Annotated in this window: 17 protein-coding genes; 4 read left to right on the top strand and 13 right to left on the bottom strand. The window is 39.0% G+C overall.

Features of this window, described 5'->3' with window-relative positions:
• Window positions 1-35: 35 nt before the first annotated feature.
• From QF028_RS30020 to QF028_RS29985, 8 genes are all read right to left on the bottom strand, one after another.
• Window positions 36-923 (bottom strand): sugar phosphate isomerase/epimerase family protein, encoded by an 888-nt coding sequence (locus QF028_RS30020; RefSeq protein ID WP_429471213.1) that lies wholly within the window; start codon window positions 921-923, stop codon window positions 36-38.
• Window positions 924-927: 4 nt separating this feature from the next.
• Window positions 928-1,986, bottom strand: a complete 1,059-nt coding sequence (locus tag QF028_RS30015; protein ID WP_429471211.1) for a Gfo/Idh/MocA family protein — start codon at window positions 1,984-1,986, stop codon at window positions 928-930.
• 25 nt (window positions 1,987-2,011) lie between these two features.
• Window positions 2,012-2,884, bottom strand: a complete 873-nt coding sequence (locus QF028_RS30010; protein ID WP_429471209.1) for a sugar phosphate isomerase/epimerase family protein — start codon at window positions 2,882-2,884, stop codon at window positions 2,012-2,014.
• Window positions 2,885-2,915: 31 nt separating this feature from the next.
• Entirely contained in the window at window positions 2,916-3,884 is a 969-nt protein-coding gene (locus QF028_RS30005; protein WP_429471207.1) for an ABC transporter ATP-binding protein, read from the bottom strand.
• Window positions 3,877-4,866 carry an ABC transporter ATP-binding protein gene (locus QF028_RS30000; protein WP_429471205.1) on the bottom strand — a complete coding sequence of 330 codons (990 nt, stop codon included), beginning with the start codon at window positions 4,864-4,866 and terminating at the stop codon, window positions 3,877-3,879. The genes QF028_RS30005 and QF028_RS30000 overlap by 8 nt, the downstream gene beginning before the upstream one ends.
• A 14-nt stretch (window positions 4,867-4,880) precedes the next feature.
• Entirely contained in the window at window positions 4,881-5,777 is an 897-nt protein-coding gene (locus QF028_RS29995) for an ABC transporter permease (RefSeq protein WP_410887616.1), read from the bottom strand.
• 12 nt (window positions 5,778-5,789) lie between these two features.
• Window positions 5,790-6,713: a glutathione ABC transporter permease GsiC gene (gene gsiC, locus QF028_RS29990; protein ID WP_429471203.1), complete on the bottom strand. Its 924-nt coding sequence runs from the start codon at window positions 6,711-6,713 to the stop codon at window positions 5,790-5,792.
• Between the two features lie 151 nt (window positions 6,714-6,864).
• Window positions 6,865-8,409, bottom strand: coding sequence for a glutathione ABC transporter substrate-binding protein (locus tag QF028_RS29985; protein WP_429472610.1), 1,545 nt, complete (start codon window positions 8,407-8,409; stop codon window positions 6,865-6,867).
• A 716-nt stretch (window positions 8,410-9,125) separates the two neighbouring features.
• On the opposite strand from QF028_RS29985, the gene QF028_RS29980 reads away from it, so the two are divergent.
• Window positions 9,126-9,269, top strand: a complete 144-nt coding sequence (locus tag QF028_RS29980; protein WP_429471201.1) for a YvrJ family protein — start codon at window positions 9,126-9,128, stop codon at window positions 9,267-9,269.
• Between the two features lie 168 nt (window positions 9,270-9,437).
• On the opposite strand, the gene QF028_RS29975 is transcribed toward QF028_RS29980, so the two are convergent.
• The 4 genes from QF028_RS29975 to QF028_RS29960 all read right to left on the bottom strand — a co-directional run bounded on the left by QF028_RS29975 (window position 9,438) and on the right by QF028_RS29960 (window position 13,696).
• On the bottom strand, window positions 9,438-10,571 hold the full coding sequence (locus QF028_RS29975; protein ID WP_429471199.1) for an Ig-like domain-containing protein: 1,134 nt from the start codon (window positions 10,569-10,571) through the stop codon (window positions 9,438-9,440).
• A 4-nt stretch (window positions 10,572-10,575) separates the two neighbouring features.
• Window positions 10,576-11,625, bottom strand: a complete 1,050-nt coding sequence (locus QF028_RS29970) for a transglycosylase SLT domain-containing protein (RefSeq protein WP_429471197.1) — start codon at window positions 11,623-11,625, stop codon at window positions 10,576-10,578.
• A 1,169-nt stretch (window positions 11,626-12,794) separates the two neighbouring features.
• On the bottom strand, window positions 12,795-13,082 hold the full coding sequence (locus tag QF028_RS29965) for a hypothetical protein (protein ID WP_429471195.1): 288 nt from the start codon (window positions 13,080-13,082) through the stop codon (window positions 12,795-12,797).
• A 440-nt stretch (window positions 13,083-13,522) separates the two neighbouring features.
• A complete protein-coding gene (locus QF028_RS29960; protein ID WP_168241086.1) occupies window positions 13,523-13,696 on the bottom strand; it encodes a hypothetical protein in 174 nt (57 codons plus the stop codon).
• Between the two features lie 587 nt (window positions 13,697-14,283).
• Between QF028_RS29960 and QF028_RS29955 the strand changes: the two genes are divergently transcribed.
• Entirely contained in the window at window positions 14,284-15,063 is a 780-nt protein-coding gene (locus QF028_RS29955; protein WP_429471193.1) for a LysM peptidoglycan-binding domain-containing protein, read from the top strand.
• Window positions 15,064-16,312: 1,249 nt separating this feature from the next.
• The gene (locus QF028_RS29950; RefSeq protein WP_429471191.1) at window positions 16,313-18,646 is read left to right on the top strand and encodes a peptidase G2 autoproteolytic cleavage domain-containing protein; all 2,334 of its coding nucleotides are present in this window, start codon (window positions 16,313-16,315) and stop codon (window positions 18,644-18,646) included.
• A 342-nt stretch (window positions 18,647-18,988) separates the two neighbouring features.
• Here QF028_RS29950 and QF028_RS29945 read toward each other — a convergent pair whose 3' ends face one another.
• Window positions 18,989-20,155, bottom strand: coding sequence for a MalY/PatB family protein (locus QF028_RS29945; protein ID WP_429471189.1), 1,167 nt, complete (start codon window positions 20,153-20,155; stop codon window positions 18,989-18,991).
• A 245-nt stretch (window positions 20,156-20,400) separates the two neighbouring features.
• Here QF028_RS29945 and QF028_RS29940 point away from each other — a divergent pair, with 245 nt between their 5' ends.
• Complete coding sequence (locus tag QF028_RS29940) at window positions 20,401-20,667, top strand: glycosyl hydrolase-related protein (RefSeq protein WP_429472609.1); 267 nt, start codon at window positions 20,401-20,403, stop codon at window positions 20,665-20,667.
• Window positions 20,668-20,718: the final 51 nt, after the last annotated feature.

Below are 20,718 nucleotides of genomic sequence, written 5' to 3'. Positions count from 1 at the left end.
TCTCTCATAAGATTTGCTAGCAGGTGCAGTTCTTCCTATTTGAATGTTTTAATATATTCAATCGCCTCAGAGATATCTTTGACTGGGTTCGTGTTAACTTCCCGCTCAATAGTTAAATAACCACTATAACGGATTTCTTGTAAGGCCGCAAAGTATCGGGGAAAATCTACCGCTCCCTTGCCTAGCGGTAATTCTCTAAAATACTCACCGGAGGCAACCATTTTGGAAATTTTTTCATGATCCGTACCACTTCCATAGCCAAGGGCCCCATAGACATCACGAGGGTCTACTGGTTTTAACCGGATCCCATCCTTCACATGGGTGTGGACGATATAATCTCTTAGAAGCTTCACACCTTCCACGGGATCATCACCCGTTACCATCACCATATTGGCCGGGTCAAAATTGACGGAAACTCCATTGGTCGTTAAGCTATCCAAGAAGGATTTTAATCTGGCAGCAGTTTCCGGACCTGTTTCAATCGCAAAGTAGGAATTCATACTTTTGGCATAAGCCCCCAATTCCTCACAAGACATTTGCATGGCTTCATAAATAGGACTGTCCTTTTCTTCAGGGATTATACCGATATGTGTCGTTACGATACTGGCCCCTAGTTCTACTGCAAGATCCAAAATCCGTTTTGATTTTTCGATTTTCGCTCGATTTTGCTGGCGGTCTTGGAACCCATGACCACCTAAATCACCACAAAGTGCCGAGATTTTTAATCCTATTGACTCGATATACCTTTTTAACTCGTTACGTGAAGTGGAGCTTAAATTTTCCGGCGCCATTTCACCTTCAACTGCATAAATTTGAACACCATCTGCTCCCATTTCTTTGGCTGCCTTTAATCCTTCCCGAAGCGGCAAGCGAAGACTATCAACAATCACACCAATTTTGTTGGTTACTCTTACATGATTCATGGGGTTAAAATGTCACCTCGCATTTCTTTTCTGAGGCTTCATAGATACCAGCTAAAATTTTCATGATTTCAACACCATCTTCAACACATGCAACTGGTTTTGTATCGAATAAGCAGCATGTCACAAATGAATCAATTTCATTTTGAAACGCATTTGAGAAATCAAAAGTGAGTTGATCAATCTGGGGGTGAACATTCACAATGGTGTCATTTTCCTCACTAATTAAAACTAACTCTGGTTCTAATTCAGCTCCTCCTTTTGTCCCGAATAATTTTACCTGTATTTCATCTTTCTGTGCGTGTAAAGTATAAGAAACATCTACAAACAAGGAAGCACCGTTCTCAAATGTAATGAGGGCGTTTGCCAAATCTTCCACTGTATTTTTTCCTTTATCATAGTCCGCTGCTTTATAAAAACCTAAATTCTCTACATTTCCACGATTTCCAAGTTGACGATAGGTGTTCCCAGAGATGGATTTCACTTTGGGGCGCCCCATTAAATACCAACAAATATCAATGATATGTACACCAAGATCTATTAAAGGTCCGCCTCCAGAGCGTTCTTTATCAGCAAACCATCCGCCGGGATTCCCTAAACGGCGTAAACACGAGGCTTTGGCATAATAAATTTCTCCTAATTTCCCCTGGTCAATAAAGGATTTCAATACTCTTGTGTTCGTAGCGAATCTCCTCACAAAACCAACCTGTAAGGTTTTATTATATTTACGGACCGCTTCCTCCACCTTTAATGCTTCTTCTACCGTCATGGAGAGGGGCTTTTCTACTAAAACGTGTTTCCCGCTTTTTAAGGCATTAATGGAAATTTCGGCATGGCTATTATTCCAGGTGCAAATACTGACCGCATCTATATGAGGATCATGATATACTTTCTCTAAAGAGTCATATACAGTTCCAATTCCATACTTCTTTGCCTTTTCTTCCGCTCTCTCCTTTGAATAGTCATATACGCCGTATAAAACGGCATTTGGATTGTTCGCATAAGAGGCTAAATGCATATCAGAAATCGAACCAGTCCCGATCACACAAACCCGTAAAAGCTCCAAATGTATCCATCCCTTCTATCGATTACTAAACTTCATTCCATAATCTTCTTACATTATCCATCCCAATTTTCGAACCGATTTTACAATCCTCCATTCCCTCAAACTCTACCGTTAAATAGCCATCATATCCTGAGTTTTTAACAAGTTTCATAATTTCACGAATGTTTAAATCTCCATGACCGACAATGGCTCCCCGCAAATAGTTTTCATTGACCGTTCGAAACCAAACTCCATCGCCAGGGTTTTCATAATAAGGACGAATATAGAAATCTTTAAAATGGACAGTGGCAGCATAGTTAATATTTTTCTTCACCCCTACAAGCGGATCTTCATCAATGCAAAGGAAATTCCCAACATCAAGTGTTGTTTTAAAATTCTCACGGTTCACGGCATGAATAACTCGTTGGACACGATCGCTCGTTTGGACATTAAACCCATGATTTTCAATAGTGGTGGTAATGCCGAACTGGGCTGCATAATCAGCCACCAGTTGACTGCCTTTTACGAATTTCGAAAAATGCTTTTCAAAGTAATGAATCGTCATTTCTTCGGGCAGTAAAGTAAAGGCCGTTACATCATGACGCATAATCTTTATCCCTAAACGATTGACAATGTCCACATGTGCTTTTAGACGCTCCACTTCTTCATGAAAAGCTTCTTCAGTCTCTTGGACAAAGTTTGCAGGCAATGAATAGGCCGACAGTTCAATCCCTAAGGATGCCGCTTTTTCGTTAATTTGATCGGCCAATTCAGGATTGTCTACAACTGAGAAACCATAAGGGACAATTTCCATATGTTCTCCGCCATGATCAGCAATCCATTGAATAACATCTAATACCGTCATCGTTTCTTCCCTTAGCTCTCGAACTAAACTATACGTACTTAAACCTACTTTCATTTATCTTCACTCCCATTTTTTTAAAAATCTACTATTCTACTAAATGGCATGCCACGAAATGATCAGGGGTTTCCCCTTCTCTAACGGAAGGTTCCCTTACCTTACAAATATCCATAGCAGCCGGACAACGTGTATGAAATCTGCAACCTGTTGGCGGATCAACTGGGCTCGGCAAATCACCCTGCAGGATAATTCTTTCTCTCCGCAATCGCGGATCAGGAATCGGGATAGACGACAATAATGCTTTTGTATAAGGGTGCTGCGGATTAGAGAAAATAACCTCTTTCGGTCCTGACTCCACAATGGTTCCTAAGTACATGACCCCGATATGATCACTTATGTGCTCCACAACACTTAAGTCATGTGAAATAAATAAATAGGTTAAATGGAATTCAGCTTGTAAATCCTTCAATAGGTTAAGGATTTGGGATTGGATCGACACATCTAAGGCCGATACGGGTTCATCCGCAATAATCAACTTGGGTTTCATAATGAGTGCCCTTGCGATTCCAATCCGCTGCCGCTGGCCTCCACTGAACTCATGTGCATATCGATGGGAATGGTATTCACTTAAACCTACGATTTCTAAAATTTCAGAAACCCGTTTATACCGTTCTGCCTTAGATAGATTGGTATGAATCGCAAGCGGTTCTGCTACAATATCCCTAACCTTCATTCTAGAATTGAGCGAGGCATAGGGATCCTGGAAAATCATTTGCACTTTTTTTCTCATTGCTTTTAATTGAGACTCTTTTCTTTGAGAAATTTCTTCCCCATCAATCCAGATTTCTCCCTCACTCGGTTCAATCAGCCGGGAAATCAGTCTCCCTGTCGTGGATTTCCCACAGCCGCTTTCACCAACAAGACTAAACGTCTTCCCCTCCGGAACCATAAACGACACATCGTGGACAGCTTTTAACGTATTCTTTTTTCCAAACATACCGGCAGGAATAGAAAATGACTTTTTAAGCCCGGTTACTTTTAAAAGAGTATTAGACACCGATTTCCCTCCTCCCCTCTTTGTATAACCAACAGCTGCAGGACCTTCCATTTTCCAATTTCATTTCTGGAGGCTCTTCGCTATAACAGAGAGGCATCACATCATCGCATCTTGGGGCGAATTTACATCCCTTTGGCAAATTACTTGGATCCGGGACATTTCCTTTAATAGAATCCAGTTTTTCCTTTTTCTGCCCTAGCTTAGGTATCGAGCCTATGAGTCCTTTCGTGTAAGGATGTTTTGGACTTTCAAATAGTTCGAATACATCTGCCTCTTCAACCACTCTTCCCGCATACATAACAACAACCCGGTCGCACATCTCTGCTACAACACCTAAATCATGGGTAATCAATAAAACAGACATTTTTTCTTTCTCTTGCAGCTGTTTCATTAAATCAAGTATTTGAGCTTGGATGGTAACGTCAAGTGCGGTTGTCGGCTCATCAGCAATTAACAGCTGAGGATGACAAGAAATCGCCATCGCAATCATGATTCTTTGCCGCATACCGCCAGATAATTGATGTGGAAACTCATTCATGATGTCTTCCGATCTCGGGATGCCTACCTTTTTTAAAATAGAAACCGCATGTTCCCTCGCCTTTTTCTCTCCTAATCCTAAATGAAGGCGAATGGGCTCCAGCAGCTGTTCCCCAATTTTCATCACAGGATTTAATGAAGTCATTGGTTCTTGAAAAATCATCGCGATTTGTTTTCCGCGAATCTTCCTCATTTCACTTTCTGATTTTTTCGTTAGATCCTGATTATTAAATTGAATTCTGCCGCTCGTTATTTCTCCACTCGTCCCTTTAAATAGTTTCATGACTGATAGTGATGTTAAGCTTTTTCCACTCCCGGATTCACCGACAAGACCGAGAACCTCCCCCTTATGAATGTCGAAGTTAACACCGTGTAAGATTTTGATTTTTTGCTTATCCTTGGTGAATTCAGTTTCAAGATTTTCAACTTGCAGAAGCTTCTCCATCCTCTTCAAACTCCTTATTCATTCTTTGTTTTAGGGTCAAGCACATCACGCAAACCATCTCCAACTAAGTTGAAAGCCAAAACAGTTAAAAAGATGGCAATACCGGGCATCATGACTACATGTGTGGAGGTACCTAAATAATCACGCCCAAGACTAAGCATCGCTCCCCAATCCGGCGTCTCCGGGCTTGCACCTAAACCAAGGAAGCTTAAACTAGATGCAGCCAAAATCGCTGTTCCGATTCTCATCGAAATAAATACGATTAAACTACCAAGGGTTTCAGGAAGAATATGCTGAAACATTATCCTAAAATGGGAGGCTCCCATGGATTTGGCTGCCTCTACAAAGACCGTTTCTTTTGCCTCAAGCGTTGCTCCTCTTACAAGTCTTGCAAAGGATGGGACACTAAAAATGGCTACCGCTATCACCACATTGTTTAAGCCAGGCCCTAGGATGGCAACAATGGCAATCGCTAATAAGATATCTGGAAAAGCAAACATGACATCACTTGATCGCATGATAAGGCGATCTAACCAGCCGCCAAAATATCCACTGATAAGTCCTAAAAGAGTTCCTCCGATGGCTCCCAAAAATACAGAAAGAAAACTAACCGTCAGCGAAATTCTTGCACCTGCCAGCAATCGGCTAAAAATGTCCCGGCCATATTCATCCGTTCCAGCTATGTGTTCCTTGCTAGGGCCTTGCAGCATGACATTATAGTCAGGTTTATAAGGATCATAGGGTGCCATGTAAGGTCCAATAGCAGCTATGATAATTAACAAGAGAATAAATAGGCTTGCCCAGAACGCGGTCTTTTGTCTTTTCCAATTCTTCCAAAAATCTTTAAGAGGTGAATACTTTTTTTCTATGATTCTAGTATTGGTCTGATTGACTGCCTTCGATATTTCCATGACCGCCCTCCTTTAAGCTGCGTATCGAATTTTAGGATTGAGATAACTGTATAAAATATCAACAATTAAATTGACGAGAATAAATTCAACAGAGAATAATAATAATTCTGCCTGAATGACGGGATAATCCCTAAAGGCAATAGAATCAATTAATAAACGACCCATTCCTGGAAAACTAAAAACCGTTTCTACCACTACAGATCCACCTAATAAAAATCCAAACTGCAGCCCTGCAATGGTAACAACCGGAATTAACGAGTTTCTGAGCGCATGTTTAGGAATCACAACAGACTCCTTTAGCCCCTTCGCACGTCCCGTTCGGATAAAATCAGCTTTGAGCGTTTCGAGTAATGAGGACCTCGTAAAACGAGCAAGCATCGACATAATCCCTGCGCCTAGCGTTAATGAAGGTAAAATATAGCTTTTCCATCCTTCTGCACCGCCTGTTGGAAACCATCCCAGCTGTACGGAGAAAATTTGAATGAGGATTAATCCTAACCAAAAACCTGGTAACGAGATTCCAGAAACTGCCGCAACCATCCCTAGATAATCCGGCCATTTATTTTTAAAAACAGCTGATAACGTTCCAATCAATAAACCGATTACTAAAGCCCATACCATGCTCGCTACTGTTAAAAAAATAGACGGCATAAAACGGTCGACAAACATATCAGATACGGGTAGTTTTGTATTTAGTGATGTTCCTAAATTACCTTGAAATAAATGACTCATATAGGTAACATATTGCTCCCATAAGGGTTGATTGAGTCCAAGTTCTGCTTGAATCCTGGTTACCTCTTCTAATGAGGCATCTTTTCCTGCAACTAAACGTGCAGGGTCTCCCGGAATTAAGTGGGTAAAAAGGAAGATTAATATCGAAACGATAAATAGGATTGGAATCATTTCAAGAATTCTTTTAACAATATATTGGAGCATAATTGATTACCCCTTTCTAACAAAATCCAATAGTCAAATCTCCCTGCTGGAAAAGGCTTTTCTTCCGAAGGTTATTTGTTCTTGATGGCCCTAAAAAAGAAGGAAGAAGCTTCGGGAACCAACCCTCCGCCTCTTTAATTACGAGAAATTTCTACTTAATATTTGCATTAGTAACGTCAATTCCACCATCCGGCGTAATGTTCACACCTTCAACATTTGCTCTCTTACCATCTAGAATTTCATCCACACCTAGGAAAATCCATGGAGCATCTTTATAGATGGTCGATTGAATATTACTATAGATTTCTGCCAGTTTCGTGGTATCTCCCGTTTTATTCACTTCCTCAATCCATTTGTCTACTTGGTCATTTTTATAATAAGCAGTATTAGCACCATCCGGAGGGAAGGAGCCGCCATAAAATAGCGGTTTCGTTGCATTAGTGGTATCGGATGGGTATGCTGACCAACTTACGTACCACATCTGCAGCTTTGCATCCTCAGGTTTTTGTGCTCTGAAAATTTCGTCTGATAGGGTACCTTCTTCCATTGATTTAATTTGTAAATCTACACCAATCGCTTTTAATTGCTGCTGGATAAACTGCATCCCTTTCATCGTATCGGAATTGGTATTCCCCCAAATTTCTGCTTTAAAGCCCTTTTTATACCCTGCGTCTTTTAGCAACTGTTTTGCTTTTTCAATATTTTGTTTATATTCTTCCTGTTTTGTGTAATAAAGTGTTTTACTAGGAATAATCGAGTCTAATGGCAATCCCAATCCTGCGTTCACTACATTAATAAAAGCATCCTTATCTACTGCATAGTTTAATGCTTGGCGGACACGAGGATCATTAAACGGTTTTTTCATGGTATTAATCGATACATAACGAGCAATGGTAGAAGGGATTTTTTCGACTTTAACAGCATCATTGCTCTCTAATTCTTTTAAGTTTTGACTTGGTAACGGATAGATTACTTGAGCTTCCCCTGTTTTTAACATGGCTACCCGTGAACCGTTTTCCGGAACCGGCTTATAAGTGATTTTCTTGACACGGTCGGCTTTTTCCCAATAACCATCAAATCGTTCTACTGTTAAATGGTCTCCCTGAACCCATTCCACAAACTTAAATGGTCCTGTACCGACTGGATTTTTACCGATTTTATCTTTTCCCTCAGCCAGCAGCTTCGGGCTAAGAATCTTTGCGGATACAAATCGTGTTAACATCCCAGCATAAGGATCTTTTAGAGTAATTTTTATTTCATAATCATTGATAGTCTGGATGTTTGTGATAAGGTTAAACCCACGGCTATTTAAACGCAGGCTATCGTCCTTCATGATTCGTTCAAAGTTCGCTTTTACTGCCGCTGCATTAAATTGTTCCCCATCGTGGAACTTTACACCTTTTCGCAATTTAAACGTGTATTCCAACGCATTGTCACTGACACTATACGCTTCAGCTAATTTTGGGGTAATTTTTCCATCTGCATCAAATCCTAAAAGACCTTCGAGCATAGCTGATTGTACGGAGTTAGAATTGGTATCACCTGTATTATGCGGATCCATTGAAATGAAATTTTCATTTACAGCGATCACCATTTCTTTGTCTTCTTTTTTACTGCCTTCTTTCTTTACCCCGCTACTTTCTTTACTAGAACATCCAACAACCAACACTGCCGAGATTACAACTACCAGCAGCATTTTCCAAAAATGTGCCTTTCTCAATTGATTTCCCCCTTTGATTATTTTTCCAGGTATTTCGGTCTTGTTGTGATATTCTCAGCTATACCCTTGATAGAATATGATTTTGATTCCTTCTATCTTCTTCTTGGTAGTACAGAACAATGGATATAATTAATCTTTAATCCGAGTGAATAGTTTTTTTCACGATGTTTGTAATTAGCATAAAATTCACTGCTAATCTTGCTTTTTTTACTTATTTTTATAATTAATTTCTCCAGTGGTGAAATTAATATGATAAAAAATTTTAAACCTATTAAATTTCCTTTTATGTAACGTTATTACTAAATAGATATTTTAAAGCTTCACTGCTAGGTTGAGTTTATTATATCTTTCGTCAGAAACATTTTCAATACATTTTCCCAAAAATTAAAATTTTAAAAATGTTCTAAATACGTATATTCATTATTCAATAAGATTGAACAGAAATTATAGGAAACCTCGTATTTAACCTAAGCTCCCTTCAACAGCTGAGCCGCTTTCCAATTTCCCAATGATGGCAAACCGGGTCGACTACGCGCCCTACACGCCAGCCGTAGCCTTCACTTACAGGCTCAAAGCGAAAACGTTTAGCAATGTCACAAAGGCTGCTACCGCAGATCAATTATCGCAAGCGGCACTAGCGGTTGCAGTTTTATGCAATGACACTCTAAACAAAATGGAAGGAGGAGAGAAAAGTGGAGCAGTTGATTCCAATCATCAGCCAGGTGGGATTCCCCATCGTCGTGACGCTCTATTTGCTTTACCGAATTGAAGCAAAGCTTGATTTCGTCGTCCAGTCGATACAGACACTTCCTGAGCGGATGAGGGAGCGGGCATAAAAAAGAGAAACCACCTTGGATCTACTATCAAGTAGATCCAAGGTGGTTTCTTGTTTTTAATCTTTCACTTTCGACAATCTAAAAACCTATCAATCTTCGACAAATTTCGAGGCGTGACAGGCACTGGAATCTAAAAAATGGGAAAGGAGCATCAGCTCCTTTCCCATTTTAATAAACCTTTACCGTTCTTGTTGCACTAATTAAACCTTTTGAATCCTTTGCCGTTACAAGTAACTTGGTTCCAGCTTTTTGTTTTGGAATGGTTACTTTAAAGTTCCCATAGATATTTGCTTTCGATGTATAAACTTTGGTGCCGATTTTTACTGCGACAACTGCATACTTTTCGGTTTTTCCGGTAACGGAGGTTGAGTAATATCTTACAGCATTCACAAGCGGTATATTCGGTGCGACTCGATTAACCGTTAAGGATCGTGCATTACTAACCTTACCAGCTACGGTTGAATTTACTTTGATTGAAGTCCCGCTGATTTGAATCGGGATGGCCACTTTAAAATTGCCGACACTGTCTGCTTTAGTGCCGTAAGACTTTGTGCCAATAAAAACTGATACAACAGCATACTTTTCGGTTTTTCCTGTAACCGTTGCCGCTTTATTGCTAACTACGTTAACAACAGGGACATTCGGAGCAACCCTAGTAACCTGCATTTTCTTCGGTGAGCTGATGTTTCCTGCTGCATCCTTCGCCGTGATGCTCAATTCCACGCCGCTGTTTTGAGTAGGTATCTTGACTGTGAATTTTCCATAAGAGTCAGTAATGCCGCTATATGATAACGTCCCTGCTTTCACGATAACCGTGGCTGCTTTTTCGGTTACCCCTGTTACTGTGGTCGATTTGTTTGTTACCGTATTAACCACCGGAATATTTGGAGCAATTCTAGTAACTACCACCTTTTTGGACTGACTTTGGTTCTGTGCGAGATCGGTTGAAGTAACGGAAATCGCCGTTCCACTAATTTGAACCGGGATTATTATTTTAAAAATTCCATTCAGATCAGCAGTGGCGCGGTAAGGTTTACTACCTATAACGGCGTTAACAATTGCTCCAGCTTCCGTTTTCCCCGTGATTTCGGCTGCTTTATTGGTAACCGGATTAACTGATGGTTCTGACGGTGGAGTTCGATCCACCACGGTTACAATCGTAGCTTCGCTAATATTTCCGGACTTATCTATTGCGTTCACAAGTACTTCTGTATCCGCCTTTAATTTTTCAATCGTTATTGAAAAGTTACCATTTTCATCTGCTACATCCGTACCAAGTGATTCACATTTACCATCGACCATTACTTTAACGGTTGATAATGGCTCTCGCTGTTCCGGTGATTTCTACTGAGCTATCAGTCACTTCATTTACGACAGGGGCTTCTGGTGATGTTTCATCCACCGGAGGAACCGTATCGACCTGTTTCTCGATATAAGCCGATGAAACATATCCAACGTAAAGTCCATCGACTGTTTTCACTGGGAACCAGACAAATTGATTTCTACTCGTTTCAGTCTCATCAAATTCAAATGGACCCTCAATGAGTAATGGTGTATTGATTGGCAATACCTTTTCAACACACGGTGCACCTGGTCCTTTTCGTAAGTTAACCTTATCCTTTGTTGTAATCACTCGGTCTCCTTCAGTTAATCGGATCGTTGTCTCATGAACACCCTGTACGATATATTCGGGCTGTAGAAATTCAATAAACTTATCAACGTATTTGAAATCCTTCACTTCAAATGGATACCTTGCTAAGACGGTATCCCCCATGTAACTTTCTTTTTCGATTTTTACGAAAGCTAATTCTTGATAGGCTTCATGATTAATTTCTCCCGTTTCTTGGAATAGAGGACTATTCACTTGCACGACCCCATTGTACGCCATGACAGGAAAATACCAATTTTCAATAATGTCTCTTCCTGCTCCTTTGATGTGCGGAAGCGTAGTCAAACTGGCCTTGTAATTAAGAATACGTACGCCTGTTTCGATATTGTAAAGAATATCATTCTTTAAGCGCTCTTGCTGTTCATCTGGTAATGTTTTATCTGTGATTTGCATAATCCCTATTCCATTGTCATTCGAGATGAACGGCTTACCATCGACGAATTGTCTCCAGTCGGATTCTTTTGTGGCAATCCCTTTTACGACTTCAGGCGGAATATCCGCTTGGATTGCAGCGTTTGTCAACAAACAATTGATATGTTGGTAAGTTGGGTTTTCATTTGGTTTAATGGCACCATATTTTGCACAATTCAATGACCATTCTGTTTCCGATTCTGCTGCCGCTTTCCCATGAAACAAACTGACCATACATGCCGTTAGTAACACTGATTTTACTAAAAAAGATTTCATGACTCCTTTTCCCCAATCTATTTATTTATGTAGTTATCAATCTATTTAACCTTACTTGTCGGTATCTTAGCAATACAACCATTCACGCTACACTTTTGGTATTTGCTATCTGTTATTTTCGATAAACTTTCCTTTCAATAATTATATGATGAATACCCTCTTTTACAGGCACCGCAGGAACATATTAGCCAATTACAAGATGGACACATGCAATCTGTAAAAGAATTTAATGAAGAAGCACAATTCCAGCAACCAATAAAAGGAATAAGTATATACCATTTTCAAAATCTCTCTATTGTTTCTTTGTTCTTTTTTTATTCAATTAATCCCCTCCAAAACTAGCAAATACATCAATCATAATCATTTTCATTTCAGCTAACACTTTCATTCTACCATTTTCCACCAATAAGCACTCTACATATTCAACAAATGACGATAGAATTCTTCCTAATTAAACGTTTGATTAAAAGTGCCACCAACCCTTTTGAAAAAGGAACCTTAGCCTCGATTCAAGAGATTTTCTTGTCGAGGAAAAGTTCTGCTTTCTTCTCAAATACTACAAAGCTAGCCAATAAAAATGACTTTCTACAATCTTCGACGGGTTCTTCCAAGTTGGCATGTTAATCAAACGATTGTGTAAAAATAGGATAAATCCCGTTGTTTAAAGCTTTCCCTCTTAATTCAGGTAAAATAATTGTCGGTGATTCGACTAGATATTAATAGATTATTCCTCCAGATTAGCAATAATGATCTTTTTCGTCTAAATACTACATTCTTTGGCAAATACCTTGTTTTTCACCTTTTACACAAACGATTGATTAAAACTCACCTCAGTTCCCACCATGACTGGACTTATCGCTTCTAATACCTGAAAAGAATGTCGATAGCTGTCTCCAACAATGCCTTTTTGAAAAATGGAACCCAAATGGGCATCTGAATTAGGATTTATCCCCATTCAGATATGTGGCCTTTTACTGAGCGTCCTCTAGTAAACCTAGTTACAGAATAAATATAGGTAGTTATCAAAAGGAGAGAAAAGAGGGAGTTTCTTTGCGCAAGTTAGGATTTTTTTTTGCGAAACTATACGATTTGTTTGCGAAACCGAGCCATTTGTTTGAATAAATCCATACGTTAGTTATTAATCATTTCTCGGACAATCTAAAGTATCATCATTTCGTATAGGTTTTATCTACCTTCATTATTGTAATTAGCAATTGAACTGTAATGATTGACATTAAAATCAAAATTACAGCGCTCATATAGTATTGAATATTAGGTCTATATCCATATTTACTGAATAGAAAAAAAGATAAGATAAACAAAAAAGATAAAAACAGCTCAAAAATTAATGTAATAATAAAAAATAGTACATAAGGAATAACAATCTCTTTGTGAGAAACGTGTTTTAAAGTTAATCCCTCCCAACATAAGTCTGCTAATTTATTTATTTTTCTCATTGGTACCACTCCTATTAATCCCAACTCAAATCAATTGCGTCAATTAAAGAATATTTAAATATGTCCAATTATTTCCTTATCATTGGAAAAATAAACTATTATTTTTCATTTATTGTATTTGCGTTGGTTTTATGGTGGTACCTCTAATTTAAAAATAGGTATTAATACTGATCAATATTTTTATTGCATTTAATAAACACTTCTTAATTATCAAAAAGAAAGGGGGAAAGGGAGCTAACAATAATATGGTCAAGGACTTCAATTCACATGATTTTTCCAGCTTCGACAAGCCGCTTTGTTACTTCTAAAACACTAGCACCATTACGCATTTTTGTATTGCTCTAAAGGAACCTTAAGCATAACAAAAAGGCTTCACGGGGAGCGAAACCTTTTTTGTTAACAGAGTTATATTATTCTAATCTTGATGTAAATTAAATATTCTAGCCTACTTTACTTTCTTCTATGGCATGTTGCCAACTTGGGTAGTAATACAAAGCACTCCGCATTAAATCAGGATAAAGTTGTTTTACCTCTTTTTTACGTAAAGAATCACCTTGGTTCTGTAACTTCTGGATCTGAGTAATGACTTCCTTTGATGTAAATGGAACATCCATTTTTCATTCCTCCCTTTCCAAGTTATCCTTACTATCTTTCCCTTTGGCTAACAATATAAAACCCGAAAACAAAACTTTGCACCAAAAACTCCTTTTGTGTTCATAAAATATTGCTTTTTTTAGTGAGTTCAAGGAATCCTTATATTTCTTATTTTGCTTCATTCAGCAATTGTTGTCTTTTTTGTATACCTTGCTCCATTTTATCATTGAGCTGGGTAATGATCGAATCAATGGTTTTTTGATCTTTTTTGTTGATTGCTTCTTGCAGTTGCTGCTCCCAGTCCGTCTGTTTTTCTTTTATTTACATTCCTCCTTTATGTAGAAATGGCATTACCACTTCCCTATCTAATTTATCCACTTGGTGTGTACTTTCAGTGAAGAAAATATGAAAAAATTATGAAATGTTATCCTTATGCAGATTGTATTGGGGCAAAAATATCGAAAGTTATTAAAATGGGATTGGAAATACTATTGTAATATAAACGCCACGGACGTAAAGGATTTAACATCTCCCTGTTCTTTGTTTCAGAAAAATCCATGTTACGATTATAAAAACTTAGCAACCAAAGAACGTGGAGGGTAAAAGAATGCTTAAAAAAATTATTTCAATTATAGCAGTTGCTGTACTCTCAGTAACTGTAAGTGCTAATGTACAAGCTGCAACAGTAACAGTACAAAAAGGGGATACCCTTTGGGATCTATCACGCGAAAATAATACATCTTTAGAAAATATACAAAAGTTGAATCATCTTACGACGGACCTTATTCACCCTGGAGATGAACTAACCATTGCACCGGAAAAACATTATGCTGTTAAACAAGGTGACACACTATGGGAAATAGCCCTGGATTATCAGGTAACTGTTTCGCAACTTAAAGAATGGAACAAATTAACTACCGATCTCATCCATCCTGGATTAAATCTATTAATCTATGAAGGTTTAAATACGACTAATACTACTGTAACAGAAAAACAAACGAAGCCTGCTGCACATACAGCATCAGCAAAGCCTGCAGCGCAAGCACCAAGGGAAAGTGAACCCGCGGTAGAAGCTGCATCAACTACTAATACAAGTTCAAGGGAAATTACTGTGAAGGCTACAGCCTATACGGCTTCATGTGAGGGATGTTCCGGTACTACCGCTACTGGTATTAACCTTAAAGCAAACCCAAATGCAAAGGTCATCGCAGTTGACCCATCCGTTATTCCGCTTGGCAGTAAAGTTTATGTAGAAGGCTATGGAAATGCAATCGCTGGAGATACTGGCGGAGCCATTAAAGGAAATCGAATTGATATCTTTATTCCTTCTAATCAAGATGCGATCAATTTTGGAGTAAAACAATTAAAGGTAACAATATTAAACTAACATGCCAAAAACCAGACAATCCTGAGGATCTCTATTTACAAAAAACACTGCAACTCCCTTTATTTATCAAGGGGTTGCAGTGCTTTTTTAATTACCTTTATGTTTTATTTTTGGAGTAATAGACTATCCAGGCACACTTTCCTGGATTTACCTTGTTTATCCTAAGAATAACATATTTAGGGATTTTCTGTTGTTAATTTATCCAGTAATTATTGGTTTGTAGGAGAAGAAGTTCACTCCAGCACCAATCGATGAAATTACAAACTTCGACCATTTCCCTCAAGTTTTCCTTTCAATTAAACGTTTGATTAGAATGGCTGCATTCCTTGATAAATATGAATCAGCCTTCTCCAAGGCATAAATAAATTGTTGAAAAATGGTCTTAAAATTGGAGAAAGAAACGGTCCAAACCACTTTTGTCATTAATCGACACCGTTCGATTAAATTCTATTTAGGCTATACTATTCAAACGTTTAGTTAAAAAAGCTACAAGTACTGAATTATAAGTACTTCCCCTGCGAAGCAAGAATGAAATTTGTTGAGAACCGGAAGTAAATTCCGCAGGAAATAACCCAACTTTCCACAAAAATTGATAGATTTCTATTAAACTTACATAATTCCATTAATTGCCCGTCTTTTCCCTACTACACAAACGATTAATTAATAATGGCCTCAGCACGCACCACTCCTGACTTAACCCCTTCAAACACCTAAATAGTTTGTCGAGAGATGTCTTCATTTATGACTCTTTTAAAAAGGAACCTCAGCTAACTGCTGAACTAGAAATTTGTGCCTATACCCAGCATTGCTGCGATTGGCTAGTTTTCACTAGTGTCTTAGTTTTCGGCATGAATGTAAAAAATTAAGTAAGCGAAGAACGGCAATCCTTTCAAAAGCCGGTACCCTTTTAATTTCTCTGTAGTAAGTTCATCCATGTCAATATCACCGAAAAATCGTAATAAGAGATTATATTGAAAACAATATGTTTTTAATGGGTTGTGGCACCTGCATTTTCCTGAATGTATCCCAAATTATTTTTCATAAAGGAACATACCATGCGATTTAAAGACAAGTTTAGTATTTTTAGGGAAACCGAAAGTAACATAATAACCTTTATGTTTCATCAATATATTTGTCCAAGCCAATTGTGTGGGTAAAACATAATTTAAATACAAGAGAGAGAATCTAAAACTCTTTCAGACTCTTAACGAATTTTTAATTATTTTATATAAAAGGAGAGAAATAAAATTTGGCCAATGAATGTAATCAAAATCCAATTGGAGCTTGTTCAGAAGCGGAAGGGATAAATACGATCGCCAACGGGACAGCTTCTCATGCGGAAGGGGTAAATACAATCACCAATGGGACAGCCTCCCATGCCGAAGGAAGCGCAACAACAGCGGGGGGGAATGCTTCCCACACAGAAGGTTATCTTTCCAACACCACCGGTGATACGGCACACGCCGAAGGGACCTCTACCACAGCCAATGGAGTAGCTTCCCACGCAGAAGGATATGCCACGCAGGCCGGTGGAGCACATGCTCACGCAGAGGGAAACCATACAATTGCTAGTGGTCAGGAGTCTCACAGTGAGGGACGGTTCACATTAGCAAATAATCTAGCTGCCCATGCTGAAGGAATCCAAACTACAGCAAGTGGAGTTGCCTCCCATGCCGAAGGAGAAGGGAATACAGCAAGTGGAAGAGCTTCTCATGCGGAAGGTGGTAGCGTTGATCAAAATGGTAATCTAGCATTTTCATTAGCTAGTGGATCTAGTTCTCATGCGGAAGGCGTTGGAACAACTGCCAGTGGGTTTGCTTCTCACGTAGAAGGGGGAACTCCAGATATTACTTCATTTCCAGCTCCGCGGGCGCTTGGGGATTTTTCTCATGCCGAAGGAGTAGGAAGTACAGCAAGTGGGGTAGCTTCCCATGCGGAGGGCTTCCAGACCAGCGCCATTGGAATCGTATCTCATGCGGAAGGGATCTCTACAACCGCGAGTGGAGACAATGGTTCACACGCAGAAGGAGTTTCTACCACTGCGAGTAGATTTGCCTCTCATGCTGAAGGGTTAAGTACAACCGCAAGTGGGGATTCTTCTCATGCTGAAGGAGAGGGTTCAGTCGCTAGTGGGATGCGTTCTCACGCAGAAGGGCAAAGTACAACCGCAAGTGGACAAGCCTCCCATGCTGAAGGGAACACCACTCTCGCTCAAGCAGATAACTCCCATGCTGAAGGATTTCAGACTACAGCAAGTGGATTTGCCTCCCATGCCGAAGGTAATACAACTTTAGCACAAGGTGATAGTGCTCATGCGGAAGGATCTTCTACTACAGCAAGCGGAATAGTCTCTCATGCAGAAGGAATTAGAACAATTGCCAGCGGGGATGCCTCCCATGCCGAAGGATTTCAGACTACGGCAAGTGGATTTTCTTCCCATGCCGAAGGCCAGTCAAGAGCTTTGGGACCGACATCTCATGCGGAAGGCGTCTCGCTAGCCAATGGAGGATTTTCTCATAGCGAAGGTTCGTTTACAACTGCCAATGGGGATTCTTCTCATGCGGAGGGGAACAATACAACAGCAAACGGAGCTAATTCGCATACCGAAGGAATGAATACTCAAACGACGGTCACCGGTATTAATGCCCATGCCGAAGGAAATGGTACAACCGCAAGTGGCAATTCTTCCCATGCAGAGGGAGATAGTACAGAAGCAAGTGGAAGTGCTTCCCACGCTGAAGGTGGCAATACAACTGCAAGTGGATCTAATTCACATGCAGAAGGTAGCCTCACAACGGCAAGTGGCAATTCTTCACACGCCGAAGGATCAGGTACAATTGCCAGTGGGGAGTTATCTCATACTGAAGGTCTCCTTACCTCAACAAATGGTTTTGAAGGAGCCCATATTATGGGCAGAAATGGCGCTGTTAACAACGTAGATGGAGACCCAACTTATTCGTGGAATGTAGCTTTCGGAGCAGTTCCGTATGATGTTACAGGCCTAGTTGGAAAACTTCTGAATAACGGTAATATGTTCGTAGACGGAGCGTATTTAACTCCGGCGGGTGATTATGCAGAGATGTTTGAAACAGCCGATGGAGACTCGATTGATGTTGGCTATTTTGTTACTGTATCGAAAGAGGACAAGATTCGAAAAGCAACTTCAAACGATTCATTTATTTTGGGAATAACAAGTGCAACACCAAGTCTACTTGGAAATAGTGGTGGCTTGCGGTGGCAAGGAAAATACCTGACCGATGAATGGGGACGGAGAAAATATCATGAAGTCACCATTCCAGCTCAAAAAGACGGAGAAGGAAATGTAATTACTCCAGAAAGAAAAATAATGCAGCCTATGCTTAATCCAGAATGGAATCCTTATGAAGAGTATATATCTCGTGTAAATCGTCCGGAATGGGTAGCTGTCGGATTAATCGGTCAAGTACTGGTTCGAGATGATGGGACTTGTGAAACTCATGGATATTGCTGGTCGAATGATGATGGAATTGCAACAAAAGCAGAGAAAGGATACTTTGTATTAAAACGTACAGGACCAAATCAAATCTTGATTTTGGCTAAGTAATGAGTCGAATAAACTAAGAAAAACGATAATATGAGTAAAAGGCGAACTGAAGATACTAGTTTGCCTTTTTTATATAACTGTCCTTTTCGAAATTGTCTTCTAATAAAAAACCGAATTCAAATGTAATTTAACATCCATTATGTTACATTTGTTTTTTCTTCTGAATCTATAAAAAAAGCTGCTAATGCAGCCTATTGCTTATTCAACTCAAGCACCAGTTACTTTAAAAAGCATTAGTTTTTTTGTATTTTTCATCAAGATATTGAAATCCATATAAGAAATAAGCCTTGGAAAAGAAGTGTTTTATTAGTGTCCCCGAACTATGTGTCAGTTCAAAACACGTTAGGAAGTTTCTTCTTTTCCTTTTACTGCATTTTTCATTCTAAGTAAAGCTTCAGTTAGAACCTCACGCGAACATGCAATATTTATACGTTCAAAACCATATCCACCTTTACCGAACTTCATTCCTTCATCGAGGCGAACTCTTACATTTTCTAAGAAGAACGTATGCAATTCTTCGTGTGGAATTCCTAGTTCACGACAATCTAGCCAAATCAAATGGGTTGCTTCTGGTTTCACTACTCTAATTGAAGGAATATATTCTTTTAGAAACGAACAAACATATTGAAGATTCCCTTCTAAATAACTCTTTACTTCTTGAAGCCAAGGTAATCCTCTATAGTAGGCAGCAATCGTCCCTTCCACTGCAAAGGCATTTGGCCGCATTAATCCGTATCCTGTTAAAAGCGCTTCATACTTTTCTTTAACATCTTTATTCGGAATAATAAATATAGAGCTTTGCATTCCCGCAATGTTAAATGTTTTACTCGGTGCAGCACATGTAATAGAAAACTTTAAATGGTTTGGATGAACCGTTGCAAATGGTGTATGTTTATAACCTGAGTAAGTTAAATCCCCATGCATTTCATCCGAAATAACAAAGACACCATGTTCATCACAAATTTCTCCAATTTTTTGTAATTCTTCCCGAGTCCACACTCTACCTACTGGATTGTGAGGGCTACACAAAATAAATACTTTCGTATTGGGATGTGATGCTTTTTCCTCAAAGTCTTCAAAATTCATTTCATATGAACCATTCGAATAAACAAGTGAATTGTTTAAAATGGTACAACCTTGTGTTTCAATCGTAGAAAAGAACGGATAATATACAGGATCTTGCACGATAACCGCATCACCTGGTTGTGTTAATGCATTTAACAATAAATTAATTCCAGGAATGATTCCCGGGCTAAAAGAAATCCACTCTCGTTTTAACTCCCAATCGTATTGTGTTTTCCACCAATACTGAACAGCATCATAATAACGCTCGCAAAACGTACTATAGCCGTAAATTCCGTGCGTTGCTTTTTGACTTATGGCATTTACTATTTCTTCTGAAACTTGAAAATCCATATCGGCAATACATAATGGAATAATATCTTGATCTTCTATGTACCATTTAACCGAATGTGTTTTTCTTCGATTAATAAATTTTTCAAGTTGCATGGCATTCTCTCCTGTCTTTCATCACCTATTGATAGTCTATCCATATTATACAGGAAATTGAAGTATAGTTATCCGTGTGACTTTGGCCTTCTTTTGAAAAAGTCTGTTATTAACTTCGCAGTCTCGTCCATTTGATTTTATATAACACATATCCCATATCAAAAAATGTTGTAGTCTTTTAGAATAATACAGTAAATCAGTCTGCCTAACCAGAGGCAAAGTTATCGGGGCGTGACAGGCACTAAATTTTAGTAAGCTTTAGTTTCTTACAAGAAACTAGCAAGACAACTGTTCTTAGCACACTGAAAAAGGCAGAAAAAGAAGATCGCTTCGTTCTCCGCTTCTTTAACCCAACAGAAGCAGAAACACAGGGAGCATTTACTGTTAACCGTTCCATTGAACATGTACAGGAAGGTAACCTAAACGAACGTCCAATAGCTCCACTGAAATTAGAAGATAATCACTTTAACGTTCCGATCAAACAGAACCAAGTTAAAACGGTATTATTTTAATTACTTGGAATTACCAACAAAAAGCCTAATCCTCAATTGATTAGGCTTTTT

This window comes from Neobacillus sp. B4I6, from assembly GCF_050434045.1.
GTDB lineage: Bacteria > Bacillota > Bacilli > Bacillales > Cytobacillaceae > Neobacillus.
The sequence above is the reverse complement of the archived record's forward strand: the minus strand, read 5'-3'. Positions and strand labels throughout refer to the sequence as shown.

Excerpts from the sequence above, each read along its gene's own strand:
- QF028_RS29995 (WP_410887616.1), bottom strand. The coding sequence starts at position 5,777 with ATGGAAATATCGAAGGCAGTCAATCAGACCAATACTAGAATCATAGAA.
- QF028_RS30000 (WP_429471205.1), bottom strand. The coding sequence starts at position 4,866 with ATGGAGAAGCTTCTGCAAGTTGAAAATCTTGAAACTGAATTCACCAAG.
- QF028_RS29960 (WP_168241086.1), bottom strand. The coding sequence starts at position 13,696 with ATGGATGTTCCATTTACATCAAAGGAAGTCATTACTCAGATCCAGAAG.
- QF028_RS29955 (WP_429471193.1), top strand. The coding sequence starts at position 14,284 with ATGCTTAAAAAAATTATTTCAATTATAGCAGTTGCTGTACTCTCAGTA.
- QF028_RS29945 (WP_429471189.1), bottom strand. The coding sequence starts at position 20,155 with ATGCAACTTGAAAAATTTATTAATCGAAGAAAAACACATTCGGTTAAA.
- QF028_RS30020 (WP_429471213.1), bottom strand. The coding sequence starts at position 923 with ATGAATCATGTAAGAGTAACCAACAAAATTGGTGTGATTGTTGATAGT.
- QF028_RS30010 (WP_429471209.1), bottom strand. The coding sequence starts at position 2,884 with ATGAAAGTAGGTTTAAGTACGTATAGTTTAGTTCGAGAGCTAAGGGAA.
- QF028_RS29975 (WP_429471199.1), bottom strand. The coding sequence starts at position 10,571 with ATGGTCGATGGTAAATGTGAATCACTTGGTACGGATGTAGCAGATGAA.
- QF028_RS29985 (WP_429472610.1), bottom strand. The coding sequence starts at position 8,409 with ATGCTGCTGGTAGTTGTAATCTCGGCAGTGTTGGTTGTTGGATGTTCT.
- QF028_RS29970 (WP_429471197.1), bottom strand. The coding sequence starts at position 11,625 with ATGAAATCTTTTTTAGTAAAATCAGTGTTACTAACGGCATGTATGGTC.
- gsiC (WP_429471203.1), bottom strand. The coding sequence starts at position 6,713 with ATGCTCCAATATATTGTTAAAAGAATTCTTGAAATGATTCCAATCCTA.
- QF028_RS29965 (WP_429471195.1), bottom strand. The coding sequence starts at position 13,082 with ATGAGAAAAATAAATAAATTAGCAGACTTATGTTGGGAGGGATTAACT.